Annotated in this window: 20 protein-coding genes; 9 read left to right on the forward strand and 11 right to left on the reverse strand. The window is 41.0% G+C overall.

The annotated features are described in order from the left end of the window. The first annotated feature begins 31 nt into the window (after window positions 1-31). The 3 genes from L2672_RS01215 (at window position 32) to L2672_RS01225 (ending at window position 3941) form a co-directional block, all read left to right on the forward strand. Window positions 32-1321 (forward strand): NCS2 family permease, encoded by a 1290-nt coding sequence (locus L2672_RS01215; protein WP_248994008.1) that lies wholly within the window; start codon window positions 32-34, stop codon window positions 1319-1321. 201 nt (window positions 1322-1522) lie between these two features. Continuing rightward, on the forward strand, window positions 1523-2641 hold the full coding sequence (gene proB / locus L2672_RS01220) for a glutamate 5-kinase (protein WP_248994009.1): 1119 nt from the start codon (window positions 1523-1525) through the stop codon (window positions 2639-2641). 1 nt (window position 2642) lies between these two features. Continuing rightward, window positions 2643-3941, forward strand: coding sequence for a glutamate-5-semialdehyde dehydrogenase (locus L2672_RS01225; RefSeq protein ID WP_248994010.1), 1299 nt, complete (start codon window positions 2643-2645; stop codon window positions 3939-3941). Between the two features lie 345 nt (window positions 3942-4286). Here L2672_RS01225 and L2672_RS01230 read toward each other — a convergent pair whose 3' ends face one another. Together L2672_RS01230 and queG are read right to left on the reverse strand one after the other, a co-directional pair. Beyond that, a complete protein-coding gene (locus L2672_RS01230) occupies window positions 4287-4583 on the reverse strand; it encodes a hypothetical protein (protein ID WP_248994011.1) in 297 nt (98 codons plus the stop codon). A gap of 978 nt (window positions 4584-5561) precedes the next feature. Continuing rightward, window positions 5562-6737 carry a tRNA epoxyqueuosine(34) reductase QueG gene (gene queG / locus L2672_RS01235; protein WP_248994012.1) on the reverse strand — a complete coding sequence of 392 codons (1176 nt, stop codon included), beginning with the start codon at window positions 6735-6737 and terminating at the stop codon, window positions 5562-5564. 156 nt (window positions 6738-6893) lie between these two features. Here queG and L2672_RS01240 point away from each other — a divergent pair, with 156 nt between their 5' ends. Next, window positions 6894-7703, forward strand: coding sequence for a substrate-binding periplasmic protein (locus L2672_RS01240; RefSeq protein ID WP_248994013.1), 810 nt, complete (start codon window positions 6894-6896; stop codon window positions 7701-7703). Here L2672_RS01240 and L2672_RS01245 read toward each other — a convergent pair. Next, complete coding sequence (locus L2672_RS01245) at window positions 7700-9565, reverse strand: tetratricopeptide repeat-containing diguanylate cyclase (protein ID WP_248994014.1); 1866 nt, start codon at window positions 9563-9565, stop codon at window positions 7700-7702. The genes L2672_RS01240 and L2672_RS01245 overlap by 4 nt on opposite strands. Window positions 9566-9775: 210 nt before the next feature. Between L2672_RS01245 and L2672_RS01250 the strand changes: the two genes are divergently transcribed. Together L2672_RS01250 and L2672_RS01255 are read left to right on the forward strand one after the other, a co-directional pair. Further along, the gene (locus tag L2672_RS01250; protein ID WP_420833113.1) at window positions 9776-10318 is read left to right on the forward strand and encodes a phosphatase PAP2 family protein; all 543 of its coding nucleotides are present in this window, start codon (window positions 9776-9778) and stop codon (window positions 10316-10318) included. Window positions 10319-10330: 12 nt separating this feature from the next. After that, a complete protein-coding gene (locus tag L2672_RS01255) occupies window positions 10331-10759 on the forward strand; it encodes a DUF3069 domain-containing protein (RefSeq protein WP_248994015.1) in 429 nt (142 codons plus the stop codon). 112 nt (window positions 10760-10871) lie between these two features. Here the strand turns inward: L2672_RS01255 and L2672_RS01260 are convergent, their stop codons facing one another. The 4 genes from L2672_RS01260 to L2672_RS01275 all read right to left on the reverse strand — a co-directional run bounded on the left by L2672_RS01260 (window position 10872) and on the right by L2672_RS01275 (window position 15831). Further along, window positions 10872-12560, reverse strand: a complete 1689-nt coding sequence (locus L2672_RS01260; protein WP_248994016.1) for an NAD-dependent malic enzyme — start codon at window positions 12558-12560, stop codon at window positions 10872-10874. 287 nt (window positions 12561-12847) lie between these two features. Further along, window positions 12848-13312, reverse strand: a complete 465-nt coding sequence (locus tag L2672_RS01265; protein ID WP_248994017.1) for a YehS family protein — start codon at window positions 13310-13312, stop codon at window positions 12848-12850. Window positions 13313-13378: 66 nt separating this feature from the next. Further along, a complete protein-coding gene (locus L2672_RS01270; protein WP_248994018.1) occupies window positions 13379-14488 on the reverse strand; it encodes a serine hydrolase domain-containing protein in 1110 nt (369 codons plus the stop codon). A gap of 98 nt (window positions 14489-14586) precedes the next feature. Continuing rightward, a complete protein-coding gene (locus L2672_RS01275) occupies window positions 14587-15831 on the reverse strand; it encodes an NRAMP family divalent metal transporter (protein WP_248994019.1) in 1245 nt (414 codons plus the stop codon). Window positions 15832-16052: 221 nt separating this feature from the next. On the opposite strand from L2672_RS01275, the gene L2672_RS01280 reads away from it, so the two are divergent. Continuing rightward, window positions 16053-16694, forward strand: coding sequence for a glutathione S-transferase family protein (locus L2672_RS01280; protein WP_248994020.1), 642 nt, complete (start codon window positions 16053-16055; stop codon window positions 16692-16694). A gap of 96 nt (window positions 16695-16790) precedes the next feature. Here L2672_RS01280 and L2672_RS01285 read toward each other — a convergent pair whose 3' ends face one another. From L2672_RS01285 to L2672_RS01300, 4 genes are all read right to left on the reverse strand, one after another. Next, a complete protein-coding gene (locus L2672_RS01285; protein WP_248994021.1) occupies window positions 16791-17291 on the reverse strand; it encodes a DUF4447 family protein in 501 nt (166 codons plus the stop codon). A gap of 84 nt (window positions 17292-17375) precedes the next feature. Further along, window positions 17376-17777, reverse strand: coding sequence for an SMI1/KNR4 family protein (locus tag L2672_RS01290; RefSeq protein ID WP_248994022.1), 402 nt, complete (start codon window positions 17775-17777; stop codon window positions 17376-17378). 132 nt (window positions 17778-17909) lie between these two features. Continuing rightward, a complete protein-coding gene (locus L2672_RS01295) occupies window positions 17910-18692 on the reverse strand; it encodes a RelA/SpoT domain-containing protein (protein ID WP_248994023.1) in 783 nt (260 codons plus the stop codon). A 241-nt stretch (window positions 18693-18933) separates the two neighbouring features. Continuing rightward, window positions 18934-21030, reverse strand: coding sequence for a M13 family metallopeptidase (locus tag L2672_RS01300; protein WP_248994024.1), 2097 nt, complete (start codon window positions 21028-21030; stop codon window positions 18934-18936). A gap of 267 nt (window positions 21031-21297) precedes the next feature. On the opposite strand from L2672_RS01300, the gene rsuA reads away from it, so the two are divergent. Together rsuA and L2672_RS01310 are read left to right on the forward strand one after the other, a co-directional pair. Beyond that, window positions 21298-21990 carry a 16S rRNA pseudouridine(516) synthase RsuA gene (gene rsuA / locus L2672_RS01305; RefSeq protein WP_248994025.1) on the forward strand — a complete coding sequence of 231 codons (693 nt, stop codon included), beginning with the start codon at window positions 21298-21300 and terminating at the stop codon, window positions 21988-21990. A 257-nt stretch (window positions 21991-22247) separates the two neighbouring features. Further along, entirely contained in the window at window positions 22248-22481 is a 234-nt protein-coding gene (locus L2672_RS01310; RefSeq protein WP_248994026.1) for a cytochrome c3 family protein, read from the forward strand. Window positions 22482-22658 lie beyond the last annotated feature (177 nt).

Here is a 22658-nt window from a genome sequence, read left to right on the forward strand (position 1 = left end):
TTTAATTAATCATCCAAGGGAACCTAGTTCCATGTTAGAAAAACTATTTAAACTAGAACAAAATAATACCTCATTAAAGCAAGAGGTTATTGCTGGTGTTACCACATTTTTAACCATGGCATACATTATATTTGTGAATCCCATGATGTTAGCCGATGCCGGTATGGACCATGGCGCAGTATTTGTTGCTACCTGTTTAGCCGCGGCCATTGGCTGTTTAATTATGGGTTTAGTGGCAAATTATCCAATTGCGTTAGCACCTGGAATGGGGCTAAACGCTTTCTTCACATATACCGTAGTTGGCGAAATGGGCTATAGCTGGGAAACCGCGTTAGGTGCGGTGTTTATGTCAGGTATTTGCTTTTTAATTTTGTCGTTAGTCAAAATTCGCGAGTGGATTGTTAATAGCATTCCAATGTCATTACGCTTAGGTATTGCCGCCGGTATTGGTTTATTCCTCGCGTTAATTGGCCTTAAAAGTGCCGGAATTGTTGTGGCAAGTCCTGCAACTTTAGTCACCATGGGAGATATCACCTCTTTTCCTGCTGTGATGGCTGCATTAGGTTTTTTCTTAATCATTGCTATGGTTCAACGTGGGTGGAAAGCAGCGGTTATTCTCAGCATTATGACCATTACCCTATTGGGGCTACTGTTTGGTGAAGTGCAATATAATGGCCTAGTGTCTACTCCACCTTCAATCGCGCCAACATTTATGCAAATGGACCTATCTGCTGTGCTTGAGATCAGCATGATATCGGTTATTTTTGCGTTCTTGTTTGTTGATTTATTTGATACTTCAGGCACCTTAGTTGCCGTGGCCCAACGCGGTGGATTTTTGGATGACAAAGGTCGATTACCTCGCGTTAAGCGTGCACTAAGTGCCGACAGTGTTGCTACTATTACAGGTGCCGCTTTAGGGACATCAACCACCACAAGTTACATTGAAAGTACTGCGGGTGTGAGTGCGGGTGGCCGTACAGGTTTAACAGCAGTTGTAGTCGGTTTACTGTTTTTAGCGGCTTTATTTGTGTCTCCTCTTGCTGGAATGGTCCCTGCATATGCTACTTCTGGAGCATTATTTTATGTGGCTATTTTAATGATGTCTGGCTTGATTAATGTTGACTGGGAAGACTTAACCGAAGCTGCGCCTGTTGTGGTTACTTGCTTATTAATGCCACTAACATTCTCAATTGCTAACGCTATTGGTTTTGGTTTTATTTCGTACTTAGTGATTAAAGTCTTAACGGGTCGCTTTAAAGACTTAAACGCTGGTGTGGTATTTATTGCGGTACTATTTTTGATCAAATTTATCTACGGATAATATGCTCAAATTTACCTTGCGCTAAAAGCGTGTGATACGCAGTTGATTAAGGGTTATGCAATGCATAGCCCTTTTTTATGGCATATCTCAAATAATATTCATTTATAGGCAGACATTGGCAGCTTTAAGTATGAATTTAGTGAGGAATTGGGTATAAAAATAGCTCGGATAATTTGGCTAAAAATTTTGAGAGTGAGTTAAATGGGCTATCGCCGTGTAGTGGTTAAATTAGGAACCAGTGTGCTGACTTCGGGCAGTAAAAAATTAGACAAAGCCCATATGGTTGAACTTGCCAGGCAGATGGCAAGTTTAATGAAAGCCGGTGTGGAAGTGGTACTTTGTACTTCTGGTGCAATAGCGGCTGGCCGCGAACATTTAAATTACCCCATATTACCCGACACGATGGCCAACAAACAGTTATTGGCTGCTGTAGGCCAAAGCCAGTTAATTTTAGCGTGGTCGCAATTATTTGGCTTATATGGTTTGCATGTTGGGCAGTTATTATTAACCCGAGCAGACTTACAAGATCGCGAGCGTTATTTGAATGCCAGAGACTCACTTAATGCATTGTTAGCGAATAACATTATTCCAATTATTAATGAAAATGATGCCGTGGCAACCAACGAAATTAAAGTGGGTGATAACGATAATTTATCCGCTCGAGCCGCGTTGTTGTGTGATGCTGATTTACTGATTTTACTGACAGATCAAACTGGCTTGTTTGACGCAGATCCTCGTACTAACCCCAATGCTCAACTAATTAAGCAAGTATCTAATATTGATGACAGTTTACGTTTATTAGCGGGCGGCTCAGTATCAGGATTAGGAACAGGCGGCATGGCCACTAAACTAGAAGCGGCAGACATTGCAAGACGGGCAGGGGTTGAAGTGGTGATTGCTTCAGGGCATCACCCTGATGTGATTGATAAAATAGCCAATCGTGAAGCCGTGGGCACCTTATTTAGTGCCATTGACTCGCCCTTGGAAAGCCGCAAACAATGGATTTTGGCGGGCCCCGCTAGCCAAGGCAAGCTTCAGGTTGATTCTGGTGCAGCAAAGGCGGTTATTGAAAATGGTCGAAGTTTGTTGTCAAAAGGCATGGTTAATATTGAGGGTGACTTTGAGCGAGGCACCACTGTGTTGATTGTTAATCAACCAGGGAAAGTGTTAGCCAAAGGCATTACTCGGTATTGTGCTGCGGATTTACGTAAAATAGTCGGTATGCATTCCGATCAAATAGAACACATTTTAGGTTATGACTATGGTGATGCCGTTATTCATCGCAATGATATGGTTGTACTAGAAAACAAGGAGAATTAAGGTGTCAGCGAGTGAGACTTCAGCGCAGAGCGCTCAAATACAAGCTTATTTAAACCAGTTAGGTCAACAAGCTAAAGCGGCAAGTTTTCAACTTGCTAGCTTATCTTCACAGCAAAAAAATACCTTATTACAAACCATTAGCGCACGTTTATCTGCCAATGTGGCCAACATTCTCGCGGCCAATGCGAAAGATGTTGCTGCCGCTAAAGATAACGGTCTTACAGATGCCATGATAGATCGCCTGCTATTAGACGAGTCTCGTTTAGCAGGCATTATTGGTGATATTGATAATGTGATAAGTCTAGCTGACCCAGTAGGCAAAGAGGCCGCTAGCCAGCTTTTAGATAATGGATTACGCCTAACTCAGCGTAGCGTGCCATTAGGTGTGGTGGGGGTTATTTATGAAGCCAGACCTAACGTAACCGTTGATATTGCAGTACTCGCGTTAAAAACCGGTAACGCAGTTATTTTGCGTGGTGGTAAAGAAACTATTGAATCTAATAAAGTACTCAGTCAAGTGATACGCGATGCGCTGGCCAGCCTAGATTTACCTGAAGATGCGGTACAATTAATTGATTCTCCAGACCGAGCAATTGTGAGTGGTTTACTGCGGTTAGACAATTACGTGGATATGATTATTCCTCGCGGCGGTCAAAATTTACAGCGTTTATGCGCCGAGCAATCTAGCATTCCTGTTATTTTAGGTGGCATTGGTATTTGCCATTTATTTGTTGATAAAAAAGCTGATTTAAACCGAGCTATTGATGTTATTGCCAATGCAAAAGTGCAGCGTCCAACAGTGTGTAATGCACTTGATACTTTGTTAGTTGATCAATCTATTGCCGCTGATTTTTTACCCCACGTGGTCAGCCAGTTACATGATTTAGGGGTCAAGTTTTATGGCTGTGAACAATCACAAGCTTTAATTGCTTCCCAAGGTGCTGACGTCACAGCGGCTGATGATGAGTCATTTTCAACTGAGTGGTTATCGTTAACTTTAGGGGTAAAAGTGGTCGCAGATATTGATGAAGCCATTGGCCATATTCGTCAATTTTCAAGTGGGCACTCTGAAGCGATTTTAACTGACGATATTCATGCTGCAAGCTACTTTATGAACCAAGTGGACTCTGCTGCAGTTTATGTTAATGCCAGTACCCGTTTTACTGACGGCTCGCAGTTTGGCTTAGGTGCTGAGGTCGCGGTAAGTACTCAAAAACTTCATGCCCGAGGCCCAATGGCGTTAGATGCATTAACGACCTATAAGTGGTTAGCATGGGGCGACTACACCAGCCGTCCGTAATGTAAACTAGCACGCTAACTAAGCGTTAAGCTAGTGCTTAGTTAGTGCAGCAGTAGTGAGAATTGAGCTAGGTTTTAAAGTCAGTCATGTTGTGCTTTAAAATCTAGCCAAAGCTACGTAAGTATGATGAAAGCTTTAGGAGTACATTAAAGTTCGAAACTCACTTTTGGACATTTTTGAGTTAAATTATCGAATCGATTACCAGTAGCTTAGATGAAAAAAGTATCTCAACTGGTTAAATTAACTCTGACCCCATATCCTGACCCCATATCCCATGACCACTACAATCCCACTATGTTAATCCAAACGGAGTTTGGGAAACTTATTTTGGGGCATGAGCGTTTTTCAAAGCTTAGCTCTAAGCACCTTCAGTTTTGACTCTGCATGTCGGTAACTTAGTTGGTAATCAGCTGCTGCTTTTCGACATGCCTCAGCAAAGCTATCCCCTAAATTTTTATTGTTATCGTATTTAGTAAACTCATCACGATAACGTTCAACGAAGTGGTCATAATCTTTTTGATGGATTGCTATTTCATTTATGATGTTTGCTCGCTTAGATTCTGTCCACGTTTTGTAGGCAAACCATGCTGAACAAAGTGCAATAGATACTGCTAGTAAGGCTATCCAATCAGAACTTTCCATTCATGCCTCAATTAGTGGGTTGTTAATATTTTAAATTATTTGCATACTGTACTAGCTTGAGAAAAACTAAGTCAAATCCAGTCCAAGAAAGTTAGTGTAATCTATATTAAACACGTTCAGGGGTATAACTTCTTTACGGGTACTCACTTTATTAATTCATTTATCTCTGCTAAGGCACAGAAGATCATAGCTTCAATTTAACCAATTGCCTGCCGCAGGCTATCGTGCAGATAATCCAGCGAGACGCCGCAAGCACTTCCCTGTGGGCTTAGCCAAAACATCCATGTTTTGGATACTCGCTGGCTCATCTGCACCTTGATTATTGTCTCTTCGATTTGACCTTGTTTTTGACTACCAATCTAAAAATCAAAAGCATGAAGTTTATATATTGATGACTTAATTTGAATTGAGGGCATCGAGAAAAGGTCGTGAGCTTGGCATGGATGCCAAGCTAGCTTACGTTAGGCCAGGGTCACTCCTTGGCATCCCTGCCAGCGTGACATTTGTAAATCCATTTACTTCAGACGCCTATCGGAAGCGTTAGAGATATTTTGTATTAGCCGACAATGGCCGAATACGGATAAAGATGAGGTTAAAAGCTGGATCAATCCCCATCGAAAATTATGCGCTTTCTAGCCTTTTTCGTCTGGGGCGGCAGGGTGATCCAAGAGGGGATTGCTGTTGATACCCTTTTGGCCGGTGCAGGATGGAATTCTGCGATGTTAATCCAAACGGAGTTTGGAAAACTTGTATTCTATTTAGTACGAGTGAAGCGCCAAGACGTTAGTAGCGATAAGCTATATTCCAAACTCATTTTGGGGCAAAACCTTCTCAGAGCAAAAGCAAACTACGACTAAAAGCATCGAAAAGCTTCGAACTTTAAAATCATCGTTCTCGTCTTTATTGCCGAATTTCAACGTTAATTTTCAACTTTAGTTCTCAGCTTTAATTCTCAACTTTAATTCTCTACTTCAAAAGTTAAGCGTCTCTTGGCAAGCCTTTTTGAATACTGCGTACCACACGTTGGGTTTTGCGTGACAATGACACTTCATCATCTTTGGTGATAGACAGCTTAGTTTGTTGAGCCTTTATCGCCCACAAAATATGTTCTAACACCATGTTATCAATATCTTCAGCTTGCGCTTTTTGTTCAAGCGCTTGAAGTATTGCTTCATTAGCTGGGGCATTACCTAATGCCACTGCAATATTGCGCAACCAGCGTTTGTGACCCAGACGACGAATCGCACTGCCTTCTGTTTTTGATAAAAACTCGGTTTCAGTCCAGGAAAATAAGCTTAATAACTCTGGTTGTATCAAGGGCGAGCGGGTATGAAAATCTGTCTCTTGAGTGAGCGGGGCTTGGCTATTAAAGGGGCATACTAGTTGGCAGTCATCACAGCCATAAATTCGGTTGCCTATTAATGGCCTAAATTCTTCTGGTATCGCACCTTGCAGTTCGATAGTCAGGTAAGAAATACAGCGTCTAGCATCCACAATATACGGCTCGACTATGGCATCAGTAGGGCATGATTTTATGCAGGCAACACAAGTATTACAGCCTTCCTCAATAGGCACATCTGTAGGAAGTGGCAGGTTGATAAGTAGTTCCCCTAAAAAAAACCAGCTACCGGCTTCAGGGTGCAATAATAATGAATGCTTGCCTGTCCAACCTAGGCCTGCTTTGTCTGCTAGCGGCCTTTCTAGAATTGGAGCTGAGTCAACAAAGGGACGAAAATCCACATTGTCTGCTGTGAGCTCCTGACAGTGTTGAGCTATCTTGTCGCCCAGTTTTTTTAAACGTTGGCGCATGAGCTTATGGTAGTCTCGACCGCCAGCGTAACGGGAAATATAAGCTAAATTTGGGTTAGATAAATTACTGGCAAACCCCGCTTCTGGGGGGAGGTAATCCATTCTGGCACTGATCACTCTAATGCTGCCAGGGTGTAACTCGCTAGGCCGAGCACGCATCATTCCGTGGCTTGCCATGTAGTTCATGTCGCCATGAAAGTCTTTGTCTAGCCATTGTTGTAATGGTTTTTCATGTTCAGTTAAATCAACATCTGTAATGCCAATATGCGCAAAACCAAGCGCTTTTCCCCATTGCTTAATTTCTCGAGCAAGTTGAGAAAGTTGAGTTACACTTAATGTAGGCATTGAGTGTTCCTGTTTATGCTGATTGTGAACATGAATTGTCATCAATTAAGTCGTGTTGAGAAATGGACCTCGGTTATTATACGCAATCTTACCACAAGGCAAATGTCTATTCGCTCTGTGTTACGCTAGATTTGGTGATATTGGTTTGAGGTTTAAATGAAAAAACGTTGGTGGTGTTTGTTAAGCTACGTTATTAGCATTAATTCTTTGGCGAATGTGGCTGATGATTCATTAATGATACTTGCTGAAGAATGGGCTCCCATTAGTTATCAACATGAGGGAGTGCCCACCGGTTATGCGGTCGAGTTAGTGTCAAAACTGCAACAACAACTGGCTAAATCAAAGGTTGAGCTAGCCAGTTCAGTATCATTTTTACCTTGGGCTAGGGCGAATCAAATTGGCTTATCACGCAAAAATGTATTACTGATTGCGATGTCAAAAAGTGCGGATCGACAAAGCCAGTTTTCATTTGTAGGCCCAATTGCCCAAGGAAGCATGGGTATTTTTGTTAACCGTGCTGATGACATTAATATCAGTCAATTGAGTGATTTAACTAATCAAGGAAATATTGGCGTATATAGAGACGGTGGGTGTGAACAAGAACTGTCTAAGAATTATCAACAACAACTGTCAATAGCTAGCTACCCTCAACAAACCGCAAAACAATTATTGCTATCTAGAGTGAGATTTTGGTGTCAGGCAGATTTCGGTGTCCCTCATACATTAAAGCAAATAGGCAAACAAAAGTCTGATGTGAGAATGGCTTATAAAATTAAGCCGCTTGCTCTTTACTTTGCATTTTCTCAAGGGACGGAAGCTGAAGTGATTGAGCAATGGCACTTAGCGCTTGCTGAATATATGCAAACGCCCGAGTATACTGCTTTGTATCAAAAGTGGTTTGAGTCAGACTCTCATCCGAATGAACCTAAATTGTTCGCGGTTAATCAACAAGAACCCGCCAGCTAGTTAGCCGTTTTAACACAGTTTCTGCCGCTATGCTTCGCTTCGTATAAGGCATGGTCAGCTTTGAGCAATAAGGGGGATAATGTTTCTTCATCTGTTAAAGTGACGACCCCCGCGCTAACAGTTTGATGAAGTTCAGCGGATATTCCACTCCAATTATACTGGGCAATATTGTCAACTAAACGTTGTGCTATTTCTACTGCACTATTGTGAGATACGCCGGGCAGTAAGACTAAAAACTCTTCTCCCCCAACACGTCCAACCACATCAGTGTCACGCATTAACCCCACTGTTAAGGCAGCTAATTTAACCAGTACTTTATCGCCAATATCATGACCCCATTTATCATTTACTTGTTTAAAATGATCCGCGTCAAACGAAATGATCGAGAAGGGTTTGTGGGTTTGTTTAGCCTGAGCGATAAACTGTGTTGCTTGATGGTAAGTATCTCGACGGTTTGACAAGCCGGTTAGTTCGTCAGTTAATGCCAAGGTTCTAAATTTGTGCTTTCTTTTGACTTGATTATAAGCAAAGACTGACACTATCACTAAAATAATGGCAACCAGTAACATGATCACTATTTGCAAGTTTTCATTACGTTGCATAATTCGTAATTGTTGTTCTTTTTCTTGGCTGTTCTTGAGCAATAATTCATTTTCTGAGGCAATTTTATTGGTGTTAAATCTTGCTTTCATCTCGGCATTTCTGTCAGCCATTGTTTGCTTATCGAGGGCTAAATGCTTTTGGTTGTATAGGGTAAACACTTTGAATGCCTGTTGAAAATTACCCATGGCGGCATAAGTATCAGCTTGTAATTTCAAACTTTCATTTTGACTACGTTGATTACCGTTTCGGTCAAAGTCTTTAATGGCTGTTTGGGTGTAACTGATGGCTTTTTCATACTCTTGTTTTGCAAAGTAAGCTTGTGCAAGATAAAGGTTCATATAGCCGTGGACGCTATCAAATTCAGGGGTTACGATGGGTTCGACAGCCTCCAGAATGCGTAATGCCTGATCGGTTTTGTTCATTTTGAGCAAATTGCCCGCAATGCTGATTTTAGCGTCGGCAACGTAGACTTCATCTTGTTGCTCTTGCCAAAACGTTACTGAGTCTTGTAAGCGTTGATTAGATTCTTCAAATTTGTTTAACTCGGCCAAAGAATAAGCGATTTGAGTATTGATCGTATTCGCTTCAAATTTCATGGCTGATTTTTTATATGCTTGTTCTAATTTAATTTGATATTTTAAGGCCGTTTCAGGGTCGCCAAAACGGCGGTAAGTTGTGGCTAGTTGACTTAAATTTTCATTGGCCCAATAGTCCATGCCAATGTTTTCATATAATTGCTGTGCGATAATTAAGTCTTCAAGGGCCGTAGCGTAGTTTCCTTGATATGACAGCATAGCCCCACGCATATTCCGCCCGAAAGCGATTAATCGCGGATCATCTAATTCATAAGCATGTTTAATTGCCTGTTCAAAATCGCTTAATGCCTGCTCACTTTGTCCTGCAAATTGCTTGTAATATCCAGCGCAGAGTCGTAATTCGGTATTAATCTCTGAGGGAATAGGGTTTGAATGGAGTAATAACTGTCTTTCAGCATATTCAACCGCTTCATTTAGCTGTTCATTTGACTCACTGGGTACAAACCAACATTGCATAGCAGTATATTGATTTTGGCGCTGAGTATCATCTGCAGCAATGATCGATTTAAATTCACTTAGTAAGGCTCGTCCTTCTGCTTCATCTTTATATTCTGAAAAATCAATCTTACGGAAAATTTCATCTGCTCTTGGGTTGTCATAATTTGCGGCACTCACCATAAAAGACTGAGCAAAAAAGATCAGCAGGATGAATTTTTTAAGCATAGAGGTAAGTATGTTCAATGTGTGTTGACTCAGTTTAAGGTCGTGGAAATGAAGCCATCTTGCAATAATCTTAGTTGGTAAACCTAGATGATACAACTTTGATTATGTTTATTAATAGACTTAAAAAGTGTCGGTTAAGTTGCAATCTTTATCGCTGAACAGTATAAAGTCGCCATTGCTGTAGGAGACTAAAAATTTAAGGGAAATAAAATGCGTTTGTTAAAGCATAAATGGATAGCTGGATTGCTGTTATTAATGTGTGTTGCACGCCCATGTGTCGCAAAAAGTGATTTAGAAACCTCTGGTGATATTTTACATATTGCTTTGCCAGCAGCGGCATTGGCGTCAACGTTAGTGATTGAAGATGATTACCAAGGTGTGTGGCAACTTGCCAAAGCGGGGGTATCGAGCCGTTTAGTGGTTGAAGCATTAAAAGCGGGGGTTGATAAACAACGCCCAGATGGCAGCGGTGATGATTCTTTTCCGTCAGGGCACACTGCCGATAGTTTTGCTGCTGCGACTTATATTAATCAACGATACGGTTGGGAATATGGCGTGCCGTCTTATTTGGTGGCTTCTTACGTGGCTTATACTCGAGTAGCCAGTGACAAACATCATGTTGAAGATGTGCTAGCAGGTGCGGCAATTGGTATATTGGCAGGCTGGTATTTTACCGACCCTTACGAAGATATTAGTATTATTCCCATTGCTTATGATGGCACTTATGGTGTGTTTATTAGTGGAAGATTTTAAAAGGTTTTTATAATGATTGATCAAGATTACAAAGATATCGCTAAAAAAGTTAGCTTTAACGTGGCCAACAAAGTATTACCCATGAATGAACTACCCGATAGCTTGAAACAAGCTTACGACGGGATGTTCGAAGAGTTAATAGCAGATAAAGCAGGCGCGTTTGCTCAAGGGTGGGATAAGCTACCTGCCAGTGCGCAAAGGCTGATTACTCAAGCTGAGTTTCATGGTTTTTATATTGCCAATGCGTGGATGCAACTGAGTCGTGTTGCCCAAGAAATTGCCGACAGTAATGACACCGAAGAAGAAATGAGCGACAAAGAATACGATGGTGTATTTGGTCGTCTAGCAGAGCAATCATTAAAAGAGTGTTTTCGTAAGCTAAAGAAAGCCCGTACCGACAGAGTGATGCTTAATAGCTTAAATAAGGTGATGGCCGACTAACTTTTTATAAGTTGAAGTCATCCGATATTCAATGACTTAATTAAGCTAATAAAAAACCAGCAATATGTTTGCTGGTTTTTTTATGGTTAACGGCTATTACAATTTTTTAAAATTAGAATGCCGTTCTTCTGTAGCGGCGATATTCAGGTTGCCAGAAGTTATCTTCAATAGCTTGCTGCAATAATTCGTCGGTACAAGGTAGTGCAAGGCCTTGTTCTATTGCGACTTTAGCAACAGCAAAGGCAATGTATTTACTGACTTTATGAATATCTTCCAGTTTTGGCAGTAAAGAGCCTTCACCAGTTGTCCCTAGGGGGGAGCACTCAGACAAAGCACGACTTGATGCCATTAACATTTCATTGGAAACGCGATTTGCCCCACAAGACAATACCCCAAGGCCAATACCTGGGAAAATAAAGCTGTTGTTACATTGGGCTATTTCAAAGGTTTTATCACCAATCACTACAGGCTCGAATGGGCTACCTGTTGCCACAAGCGCTTGGCCAGATGTCCAATGTAAAATGTCTTTGGGTGTCGCTTCCACACGGCTTGTAGGGTTTGATAGTGGGAATACAATTGGGCGAGGGCAGTGACTGTGCATCGCTTTAATCACATCTTCAGTGAATAATCCCGGTGCTCCCGATACGCCAATTAATACGGTAGGCTTAGCGCTATTAATCACATTCAATAATGAAATATTGTCGCTATAGTTTTCCCACTGTTCAATGGTTGAAAGCTTTTGAGCCAGCTTAGTTTGGAATGGCAGTAAGTTAGGCATGTTGTCTAGCAGTAAGCCCCAACGGTCTACCATAAACACTTGTGAACGAGCTTGCTCGTCACTGATACCTTCCGATACCATTTGCGCAATAATTGCTTCTGCAATACCACAACCAGCGCTCCCCGCACCTAAAAAGGCAATACGTTGTTCACTAAGTTGAGTGTTTGCAGCTTTACAAGCCGCAAGTAACGAGCCTACGGTTACCGCTGCAGTGCCTTGAATATCATCATTAAAACAGCAGAATTTGTCTTTATAACGCTCAAGTAATGGCATAGCATTTTTTTGCGCAAAATCTTCAAATTGAATCAAGGCGTCAGGCCAGCGACGGCTTACCGCTTGCATAAACTCTTCAACAAATTCTTGGTATTCTTCGCCACCAATGCGTTGATGACGCCAGCCCATGTACATTGGATCTTCTAATAGTTGTGGGTTATCGGTTCCCACATCTAGCGTAATCGCTAAACAATAAGCCGGGCTGATACCGCCACAACTGGTATACAAAGACAATTTACCAATGGGAATCCCCATGCCACCGATACCTTGGTCGCCTAAACCTAAAATGCGTTCACCATCGGTTACCACAATGACTTTTACTTTATGACGGGTAGAGTTGTTTAAAATATCGTCAATGCGGTCTTTGTTCGGGTATGAAATAAATAAACCCCGATTACGGCGGTAGTTTTTAGAAAAACGCTCACACGCTAACCCAACAGTTGGAGTGTAGATAATGGGCATCATTTCAGAAATGTTATTACTGACTAGCGAGTAAAAAAGCGTTTCATTGGTGTCTTGAATATTGCGAAGATAAATATGTTTATCTAAATCATTATTAAAGTTTGTAAACTGCTCGTAAGCTCGGGCAACTTGCTCTTCAATGGTTTCAATTACCCAAGGCAGTAAGCCTTCTAAATTGAACGAGATACGTTCATCTTCAGTAAATGCAGTACCTTTGTTAAGCAGTGGAGATTCTAGAATGGCTGGGCCAGCAAAAGGAAGATAGAGGGGGCGTTTAATATCGTCCATGGGTAACCTTTTTTATAATTGTTTAGTTGACCTAGGCTGTAATCAAATAAATTTTCATCAAAAAGTGGTATCAAAAATTCACTTTTACAGCAGAGATGAGCGTTTAGTTTGTATAAGCCGATAGATTAACATGAGTAACAATTATTGTGGTCTGTTAAGTGATGAATTTCACGTTTTTTTTATCTTTGTGCGCCAGTAAAAATAATGGCCTGAGAATATTGGCGGTTACTCAACAAAAATGCACAGCTAAGGCTGTGCATTTTAGATGAAACATTTTATTTAAAAGGTTACTTACCGCGAAGTTTAATCGACATGCCTTTTAAGAAGTTTCTTAATACTTGATCACCACAGGCTTTATAGTTTTTATGATCAGGGTTTCTAAATAGTGCACCTAACTCAGATTTGCCCATATTGAAATCAGCCAACGCTAACGCTTCAATAATATCTTCTTCACGAAGGGTAAAAGCAATGCGTAACTTTTTGAACATTAAATTGTTAGTTAAGTTTTTAACTGGCTTAGGGATTTCTGCGCCTTCTTTTAACCCGCGATGAGTAATGATCAGCCCATCTAGAAATTGACACATTAAAGAATCATTAACGGCTTTATAGCCTTCCTCTTGTTCTTTTTTAAGGATGGCGATCACGGTATCAGTGCTAACTTCGGCATCAGCTTTAGCAAAAATAGCGCTCATTTGTGCATTAGAGTAATCGAAAATGAATCGAATACGGCGAAGAATATCGTTGTTTATCATATGGCTCTCGGGCGCGGCTGCGCATAGTTATGGATGCAATAATTTGCCGTTACAGTATAACCTAATTTACTCAGCTTGCTGCTGTATTAGTTCACGAATACGGGTTCTTATCTCGTCATGTAGGCCAAATACCCGAGACATGTCATCCAGCTCCCATGAGGTATTTTCTAAAATTACCACTGACAATTGTTGTTTTGGGTAGTAAATCATGGTGCTGATATAACCTTGTATGTACCCAGAGTGACTATATTCCGTTAGCTGTTGTTGATTGTTTATCTGTAATCCAAAACCATATCCTGTTGGGCCCCAACGGTGGTTACGCGTGCCATATGCTGTGGTCATTTTTTGGTAAAGCGCAGGGGTAAATAGTTTTTGTGAGTGTAACAAGTGCTGTAGTTTATTAATGCTTTTGGCATCAGCTTGCAGTGCCCCAAATGCGAGCATGCCAGTATCAATATCCAGCTCAGATAATTGTCGCTGTCTGTCTTGTTCATTATAGCCTTGAACTAATTTGCCTTGTTGTGCCAGTTGCGCTGTACTGCCTGTATTTGCCGATAACGCTAATTGCTGTTGCTGTGCGAATTCAGATACCAACTCTTCATAGGGCTTATTATTGATTTTAGCTAATATTTTCCCCAGCAGATGGTAACCGTAATTAGAGTAAGAAAACTGGCTTCCTGCAGGAAACTGTAATTGCGGGTCATTATTTTTCAGTGGCTGGATACCTGAAGTATGACTGAGCAAATGCGCAATGGTGACACTATTATCTATGTGAGTTTCAAGATAAACATTAGCAGGGTCATCAAGGGCGATTTTTTTATGCTCGACAGCCTGAAGCATTAAAATAGCGGTAACGGTTTTGCTTAGAGAGCCTAAAACATATTGATTATTAATTTGGTGTTTATTGCTTTTTTCGGGTTGGGAACGATTAAGTTGATAAACAAAATCTTGTGGACGATCAATTAGAATAACCCCTTCAAAAGGGCGTTTTTGCGCAGTTTCCGCGTGTTGAATATGCTGTTCTATTTGCTGATGCAATTGGTTAATGGGCGTTTTACTGTTGGGGTGCATATTAATTTCAACTTGCAGGTTGTCAGCTTCAGCGAACGCTTGAGTGCAAAAGCTTACTAAGCAAACCAGTAATAGCGTTTGCACTGTTGCCATTATATTAAACATATCTATCCTTGTATTTTTAGGGCTATTCCAATGGAACCGATTCCAATAGTACCGTTGCTAATAGTACTGTTGCTAATAGTATCATGACCTTAGCCTTGTTATTTAGTGAGATACCAGACTAAAAATAACAGCGCGAAGCCAACTAAGTAGCATAGGCCTACCCAAGATAACAGCTGCATTTTAAAGCCATACCTGTGGTGTTGTGGGATATGTTTACTGGTCATTAGGGTTAAATTAAGCCAAGCAAAAATGACTGTAGTCATAAAGGCTAGAATCATCACAAACTCGAGTAGCGGCAACAGTGCACCTTTGAAAAATAAAATTAACCCAAGGCCTAAGCTTGAAATAGTTAACATAATCAAGGTTAAGTGACTGCTGGCTAAGTTATCTTGTTTGGCGTTTAATAAGCGCCATGCCATATCTAATGTTCTGCTATACCCGTCAATGACCGTTACCGTGGTACTAAAAATACACAGTAATGCGACTAGGGCAATTAAATAGCGGCTTTTTTCTCCCATCACATTGCTATATAAATCAATTAATTGTGAAGCGAATAATGCCCCTGATTGAGAAAACTGCTCGCCAGAGCCATACATGACTAAGGCGCCTAAGGCTAAAAACACCACTGCAAGTATGGCGGTAGTGAGATAACCAAGATTAAAATCAAATACCGCTTGTTTAGCCGATATGGTTTGAGTTTTTTGTTTCTCTAATAGCCATACTGAGTTCCAGCAACTTACTTCAATAGGCGCAGGCATCCAACCCATCATTGCCACTAAAAAACCAATATTGGCCCATTGCCATGCATCAGCATTGGTCGTGACGGTTGGTGCTCCCCATTGTTGGCTTAGGGCTAAACTGACCGCAACGAGGGTGCTAATTGTTAATATCAGCATAATGACTTTGGTAATGTTATCTAGCCATCGATAATGACCTAAAATAAGTAATAACAAACAGCTGAGTAGAACTATTAGTGCCAAAATATCAATCGTTAAAGGGATGAATTGAGTAAGTAGTGCCGCAGTTAGCATACATACTCCAGCCGTACTTGCTATGGCGGCAATGGTGTTTAAGCCGGTGAATAAGAGTAAATAGCCTCTACCTTGGTTTAAGTAACCTTGCAGTAAGCTATTGTTTGTTGCTGCCGTGTAGCGAGCACCTGCGGCAAAGAAGGGGTACTTAACGATGTTAACCGCAATCACTAACCACACTAGCTGCCAACCAAACTCTGCGCCCGCTCGGGTTGCCGCCACCAAGTGTGAAGCCCCAATTGCGGCGGCTGCCATCAAAATACCAGGGCCTAAACTGGCCAGACTGACAGATTTGAGAATATTTTTCGGCATGTAGGTTTGCTCGTTGAGTTATTTTTATTATTACTATTAATCAGGTTGCCATAAGTTGCGTCACAGTAAAACTGAGATTTTTTACAACTAAGCTACTTGTAGGTGAAAGGTGTATTTAAAGGGTAATGAACATCAGAACTAAAAATCGCTGGATAATATTGGCTATTTACCCCTAAGATTAAGGGTGTTGATATTAGTGTTTCATAGCAAAGGGAAGTTATATGATTACGTTATACGGTACCCCAAGAAGTCGCGCTTTACGTGTGTCTTGGTTGTTGGAAGAGTTAGCAGTCGAGTGGCAGTTTTCATTTTTAAACTTTGCTAAAGGTGATAACCGCAGTGAAGCCTTTTTAGCGCTTAATCCTAGTGGCAAAATGCCAGTAATTGAAGATGATGGCTTGGTGGTGACGGAGTCTGCCGCCATTCAACGTTACTTGGCTGAGCGTTATGGTAACGGCAAGTTTCTTCCCACCGCAGGCACAGCTGAATCGGCAACGCATGAGCAATGGGTTAGCTTTATTATTTGTGAGTTGGAGCAACCATTATGGAGCATGGGGAAACATAAGTTTGCTTTACCTGAAGAGCAGCGATTAGCAGCAATGCTTCCTGTGGCTAAATTTGAGTTTGATAAAGCGGCAAAAATTGCTGAGTCGTGGGTGCCTGAATCGGGTTATTTATTGGGTGATAAGTTTACCATTGCAGATATTTTATTAACCCAAACTTTACTGTGGGCGCGTGCATTTGAACAAGATATTCCACCTAAACTGAGTGATTATCTTGAGCGATTATCTACTCGGCCAGCGCTCGTTTCTGTATTGGCCAAAACAGAGGCAATAGCTAAAGCAGCACAAGAATCAGAGTAACCCGCATAAGGCTCATTTAGCCACAAAAAAGGGCAAGTCACTTAGCGTGTCTTGCCCTTTATGGTTTTTAATACCAATGTGCAGCTCAGTTAACGATTAAAGCTGAGTGGCTGCCCATTTTGCACGGCTTTCACGACTCTCGCTTAAGCCATTATCTGCGCGATATGCTTTATAAGCTTCAGCGTCTAAAGGCACTAGGCTTACATCGACTTCTAGCACAAGTTTACACTCTTTTTTAATCCGCCAAGCCGCAGTATTGTATAGCTCAGTTAATGGTAAAGAGCTTAAAAACTCAGGGTTGTACATGTTGTACACCGCTTGAGTCGGGTAGACCACAAACGCTAAGCGGCGTTTAGGTTCTTTTTTGAATAACTCTTCAATACCATCTGTGGTATTAAGCACTTGCATTTCAATAATATCATCAATTTCAAGTAGCTTTTTTTGTACTGGCACAGGCGCTTCAGTTTCACCTGATTCCCATGCATTAACGGCTTCTTCAGTGGTGTTGGTGATACTGGCAACTTGAGCTACAGTTAAGCCGAATGATTGGCGTAAACACTGCATTTCAATGGCGTTTAAGCCTGTTGATTTAGACATGATTTTTCCTAGACAATAATAGTAAGCGGTATTGTTACCTGCTCACCTTTTTAATGAATCTGAGTTTTTAATGAATATGATAAGTTAGTAGGCTAGCCAAACTTCTTCAACCCAATCCCAAAATGACTCCCATACTTCATCGGTAAAGTCACCGTCTTCCCAGAACTGCACTTGGCCATTTTCTTCAATACAGTAAAAACTATCGCCAACCTGACAAATAGGGATTTGCTCTCTAGGTAAACCGATAGACCAAGCATAGCTTGCCACTTCTGGTAAATAAGTGTGGCTGTATGGATCGGCTGCGGTGACCGGTTCAAAGCTTCCGTGAATGACATTGCTAGCATGGAGCAGAAACTCTTTCAGATCAGTTGGCAGGCCAATAAGTATTTGTTCTTCAACTTCCACTAACTGTTCAAAGGTAGGCAGTTCTAGTGGAACGGGAACGGTTTCACTTATTTCTTGGAGCTGGTCGATAATTTCGTGCATGAAAATTCCTTAAGTCACAATGGTTGTCACTGCGATAATGTCGGGATTATAACAGAGATGATTTCAAATTTGCGGTTAACAAAAAAAAAGCGCTCATGTGAGCGCTAAAAGGGTGGATAGGGAACTGGGAGGTTACGCTGCTTGAGTGAAACTCGCTTCAACTGTTTGGCGTTTATAGGCCAACCAAGCTTTGTGATATTGCTTATGTGATTGTTGGCGAATACGGGTAATTTGTTGCATTTCAATATCATTTAAAGGTCGTCGAGCGGCGTAAGCCGTTGCCTCAATTTGCTGAATTTGTTCATAGTTAGCATGGTCAACACCACTTTTAATTTCAGCAATGCTATGCAGATGTAATTGCACTTCAACAATCATTTGTGATTGCGGTAATTTCACCAACACGTTTAAGTCTCTATATCCGCTAGCTTTAGGTGTAGCGAAACGGTTTTTAACTTGTATTATTTCAGTGGTTTCAGTTAACTTTTGATAGCTGGTCATCAAGTCTACAACGTTGTTTGCCACTAAACTGCCACGAGCTAAATCAGTTATACGGCTGGCATCACCGTCAAATTTATTCATCACTTTCTGGGCTGCTCTTTGTGGGCTTTTAGGCTCAGGTAAAATGGCTTCAATATTTTGTTGAATGCTTATGTTGTCTAAAATAGTGCCTAATTCTTGTTGAGCTAGATGAGCCAGTTGAATTAATTCATCTAAATTGTCACTTGTTTGCTTGGGTGGATAAGCTTGAAAGTCAGCAATCCCATTGAGTTTATCTACCGCACTTTCATTTCTGTAAGACAACCCATAAGGGGTTTTATTTACAGGATACACCACCATTGAAGCGGGTTGTGCTGTCACTTGCCTTGAGGTAAGTAAGATGACAAAAACAAACAGGGTTCTAAAAAACTTATTCAAATTTTATACTCCAAGCTGAAATCCAATACCGTTGAGCATTAATCTGTAATCATCCCTCTTAGTGCGAGGGAGTACCTCAAAATGTATAGTAAGTTTGCTGTACCCAAGCTGAACCAAACGACTGAGTTAAATAAATATTTGTTCATTTTGCAGTAGGTGTGTGTGAGTGGAAATGTTAATGACGTTGCTTGATGGGCATAAAAAAGGCGCCATAAGGCGCCTTGTTTAATGACGTAGTTTCTTACCAAATTTTGACGCGTTTTTCAGGGGCAATATACATTTTATCGCCTTCTTTTACGTCATAAGTTGAATAGAACTCTGGCATGTTTGATAACGCACCTAAGGCACGGAAGTGGCCTGGTGAGTGTGGATCAGTCGCTACACGATTACGTAGTGCTTCTTCTTTCATTTTGACTCGCCAAATTTGGCTAAAGCCCATAAAGAAGCGTTCGTCGCCAGTTAAACCATCAATAACCGGCGCTTCTTTGCCATTTAATGACATTTTATAAGCTTTATAGGCAATGGTAACACCTGATAAATCACCAATGTTTTCACCTAAAGTAAGCTCACCATTAACATGTAGGTCGTCAAATACTTGGTAACCATCATACTGAGCGACTAGCGCTTTACCTTTCGCTTCAAAGGCTGTTAAGTCTGACTCAGTCCACCAGTCACGTAGGTTGCCTTCGCCATCAAATTTTGCGCCTTGGTCGTCAAAACCATGGCCCATTTCATGACCAATAACAGCACCAATACCACCGTAGTTTACCGCGTCGTCAGCAGCTAGGTTGAAAAATGGCGGTTGTAAAATAGCCGCAGGGAACACAATTTCATTCATGGTTGGGTTGTAATACGCATTCACGGTTTGCGGTGTCATGTGCCATTCGTCTTTGTCGATTGGCTGTCCTAACTTATCGACATTACGGTTGTGTTCTACAATGGCCGCACGAGTCAAGTTACCTAGTAAGTCATCACCTTTAATCGTCAGCTTACTGTAGTCAGCCCACTTTTTAGGGTAACCAATTTTAGGATTGAACTTGGCCAATTTGTCTTGGGCGGCTACTTTAGTATCCGCACTCATCCAGTCTAAAGACTCAATACTTGAACCATAAGCTGAACGAAGGTTTTCAACCAAGTGCTCCATACGCTCTTTAGCTTCAGGAACAAAGTGACGCTTAACGTAAACCTTGCCAACCACTTCACCTAAAGTACCACTTACGGTGCTAACACCGCGCTTCCAGCGAGGTTCTTGTTCAGCTTGACCGTTTAGTGTTTTAGCAAAAAACTCAAAATTTTCTTGGTCTAATGCTTCTGACAAGTTGCTGGCTGCATGAGTCAGCGCTTGCCATGTCATGTAGGTTTTCCATGTTGCTAAATCATTTGCTTTAAGGACGTCGTTTAATCCTTGGATGTAACTTGGCTGGTTAATAATGATATCGGTTTGTTTGTCACCGCCTAATGCCGCTAAATAACCTGTCCAGTTAATGTCTGGAGCTAAAGTGGCTAGCTCGCTAACTTGATACTTATTGTAGGTTTTAGTGCTGTCCCGTGTTTCAACCACATCCCAATGCTTTTCAGCAATAGCCGTTTCAAGGGCTAATACTGTTGCTGCGGCTTCTTTACCGTTTGGCAGGCCTGCAAGGTTAAACATTTTTTCAATGTGCTCAACATAGGCTTTGCGAATGTTGACGAAACGCTCAGCTTCATTAAAGTAATAATCTTTTTCAGGTAGGCTTAAACCATATTGCCAAATATGAGTGGCATAACGGCTTGAATCTTTAGCGTCAACATTGATGTAAAACGCTAAAGGCGTTCCGCCACCGTTAACTTGGTTTTCACCAAAAAATGCCACTAATTCATTTTTATCTTTTAGTGCGGCAATTTTATCAAATGTAGCTTGTAAGGGAGTAACACCTAATTTATTTAAGGTTTCTACATCCATAAATGAACGGTATAAGTCAGCCACTTTTTGCTCGTCACTGCCTTGTTCTAGTTTTTCTGCAGCGCTGAGATCTTCAATAATAGCTTTAACATCTTCACGGGCGTTTTCACGTAAATCGTAAAATGCGCCAATACTAGTGCGATCACCTGGAATTTCTGCTGACTTCATCCAGCCACCATTAACGTAAAGGTAGAAATCGTCTTGTGGGCGAACGCTTTTGTCCATATGGTCAAAACTCACACCCGATGTTAATGCTTTTTCTACTGCGGCGGCAGTGGCTGTTTTGGTTGTTTCAGCTTTCTCAGCGGTTTGGCTTGCAGGTTTTGGATCGTCATTACAAGCTGATAAGCCCGCAATTAGTGAGGCACAAAGCCCGCTAATGAGAAGTTTTTTCATGTTGTTTCCTTTGCAGTAAATAAGCCCATCAATGGAGGGGAAATGTTGTCATTATTATTTGCTGATTAACGTCTGTTTTCAGCATACTTCTATTTTTTGTGAAGGTCATGTTAATGGTTTGCTGCATAAAAACACAAGTCATGGATAAGTTTTTGTGGTTATTTTTTGTGACGGAGTATGACATTTAAGCCATTTTGATTAGCTGTTATTTCTATTTAGAGTATTAGGCCGCATAATGTCGCTAAATTTGTGTTGTTGGTGATAACTGTGCGGTTAGATAAATTTATCTGTGAAAGTACTGAATTGACGCGTTCTATGGCAAAGAAAGCCTTGCATAGAAGTGAAGTAACCTGTGATGGGGTGGTGATTAAAGACCCCGGTTTTAAAGTATCAGAAAAGACGGAGGTCTACTTAGATGGTCAGTTGATCTCCGTTATCGGCCATCGTTATATCATGATGCACAAACCAGTGGATACTATTTGTTCGACTATTGATGAGGTGTATCCATCTGTTTTAAGCCTGATGGATATTGAAAAGCCAGACACATTACACATTGCTGGCAGGTTAGACGCTGATACAACCGGCTTGGTACTTATTACCAGTGATGGCCAATGGTCACATAAAATTACCTCACCTAAAAAAGATTGTGGTAAAACTTATTTAGTTGAATTAGCTGACCCAATTTCAGCAGAATTAATAAGCGTATTTGCCAATGGAATTGAACTGCGTAATGAAGATGGGCTAACTAAACCTGCCATATTGAACATTATTGATAGTCATAATGCGCAGCTCACCATCAGTGAAGGTAAATATCATCAGGTAAAACGAATGTTTGCTGCTGTGGGTAATAAAGTGGTTAATTTACACCGTCAAGCGGTAGGTGAAATACAATTGGATTCAGAGTTAATGCCAGGTGAATGGCGCCATTTAACCCAAGAAGAAATAGATTCAATTGATTAATTATTCCTAAACTCTGTGTAATACTGACTTGAGTTATTTTTGTTTAGTGATAAATTATACAAAATGTTGCATTCATGTTGTTATGCTGATATTTGATGGTTTGGAAGTTTAAAATTTTGAAGTTGTTAGCATTTTTAAACTATAATTTTGAAATCTCACTTTAATTAGTAGTTAATGTACATAATAAACGAGTGCAGTGAAGATTGAGCTTTGGAACGCATAATACTGACCTGCGCCTAAATTTCTTAGGAGTATATATGAAATATTCAATCTTATTTGCTGCACTATTTTTCGCTGGCTCTGCAATGGCTGTAGATTGTGTTGATTGTCACGAAAACGTTGATGTTGCAATGCACACTGAAAACGAAGCTACTTTAGCTGTATGTACTGATTGTCACGCAATTGGTGATGCACATGAAATCGACATGGAAATGCATGACGAGTCATTAACTATCCAAGAGTGTACTGACTGTCACGCTTTAGAGCAGTAATGACTGGATAGTACGATAAGCGGCAGATTTTCTTATTTGAATTTATAGCCGATTAATTATCGTAATCTGCTAAAAGGGTCTTCTTCGGAAGGCCTTTTTTGTGGGCGTTGTTTGGGGGTTTTAATAAAAAAGGCCTTCGTTATGAAGGCCTTTGAGTCACTAACAGTTTAGCGTTAG

This window comes from Shewanella gaetbuli (genome assembly GCF_023284065.1).
GTDB lineage: Bacteria > Pseudomonadota > Gammaproteobacteria > Enterobacterales > Shewanellaceae > Shewanella > Shewanella gaetbuli.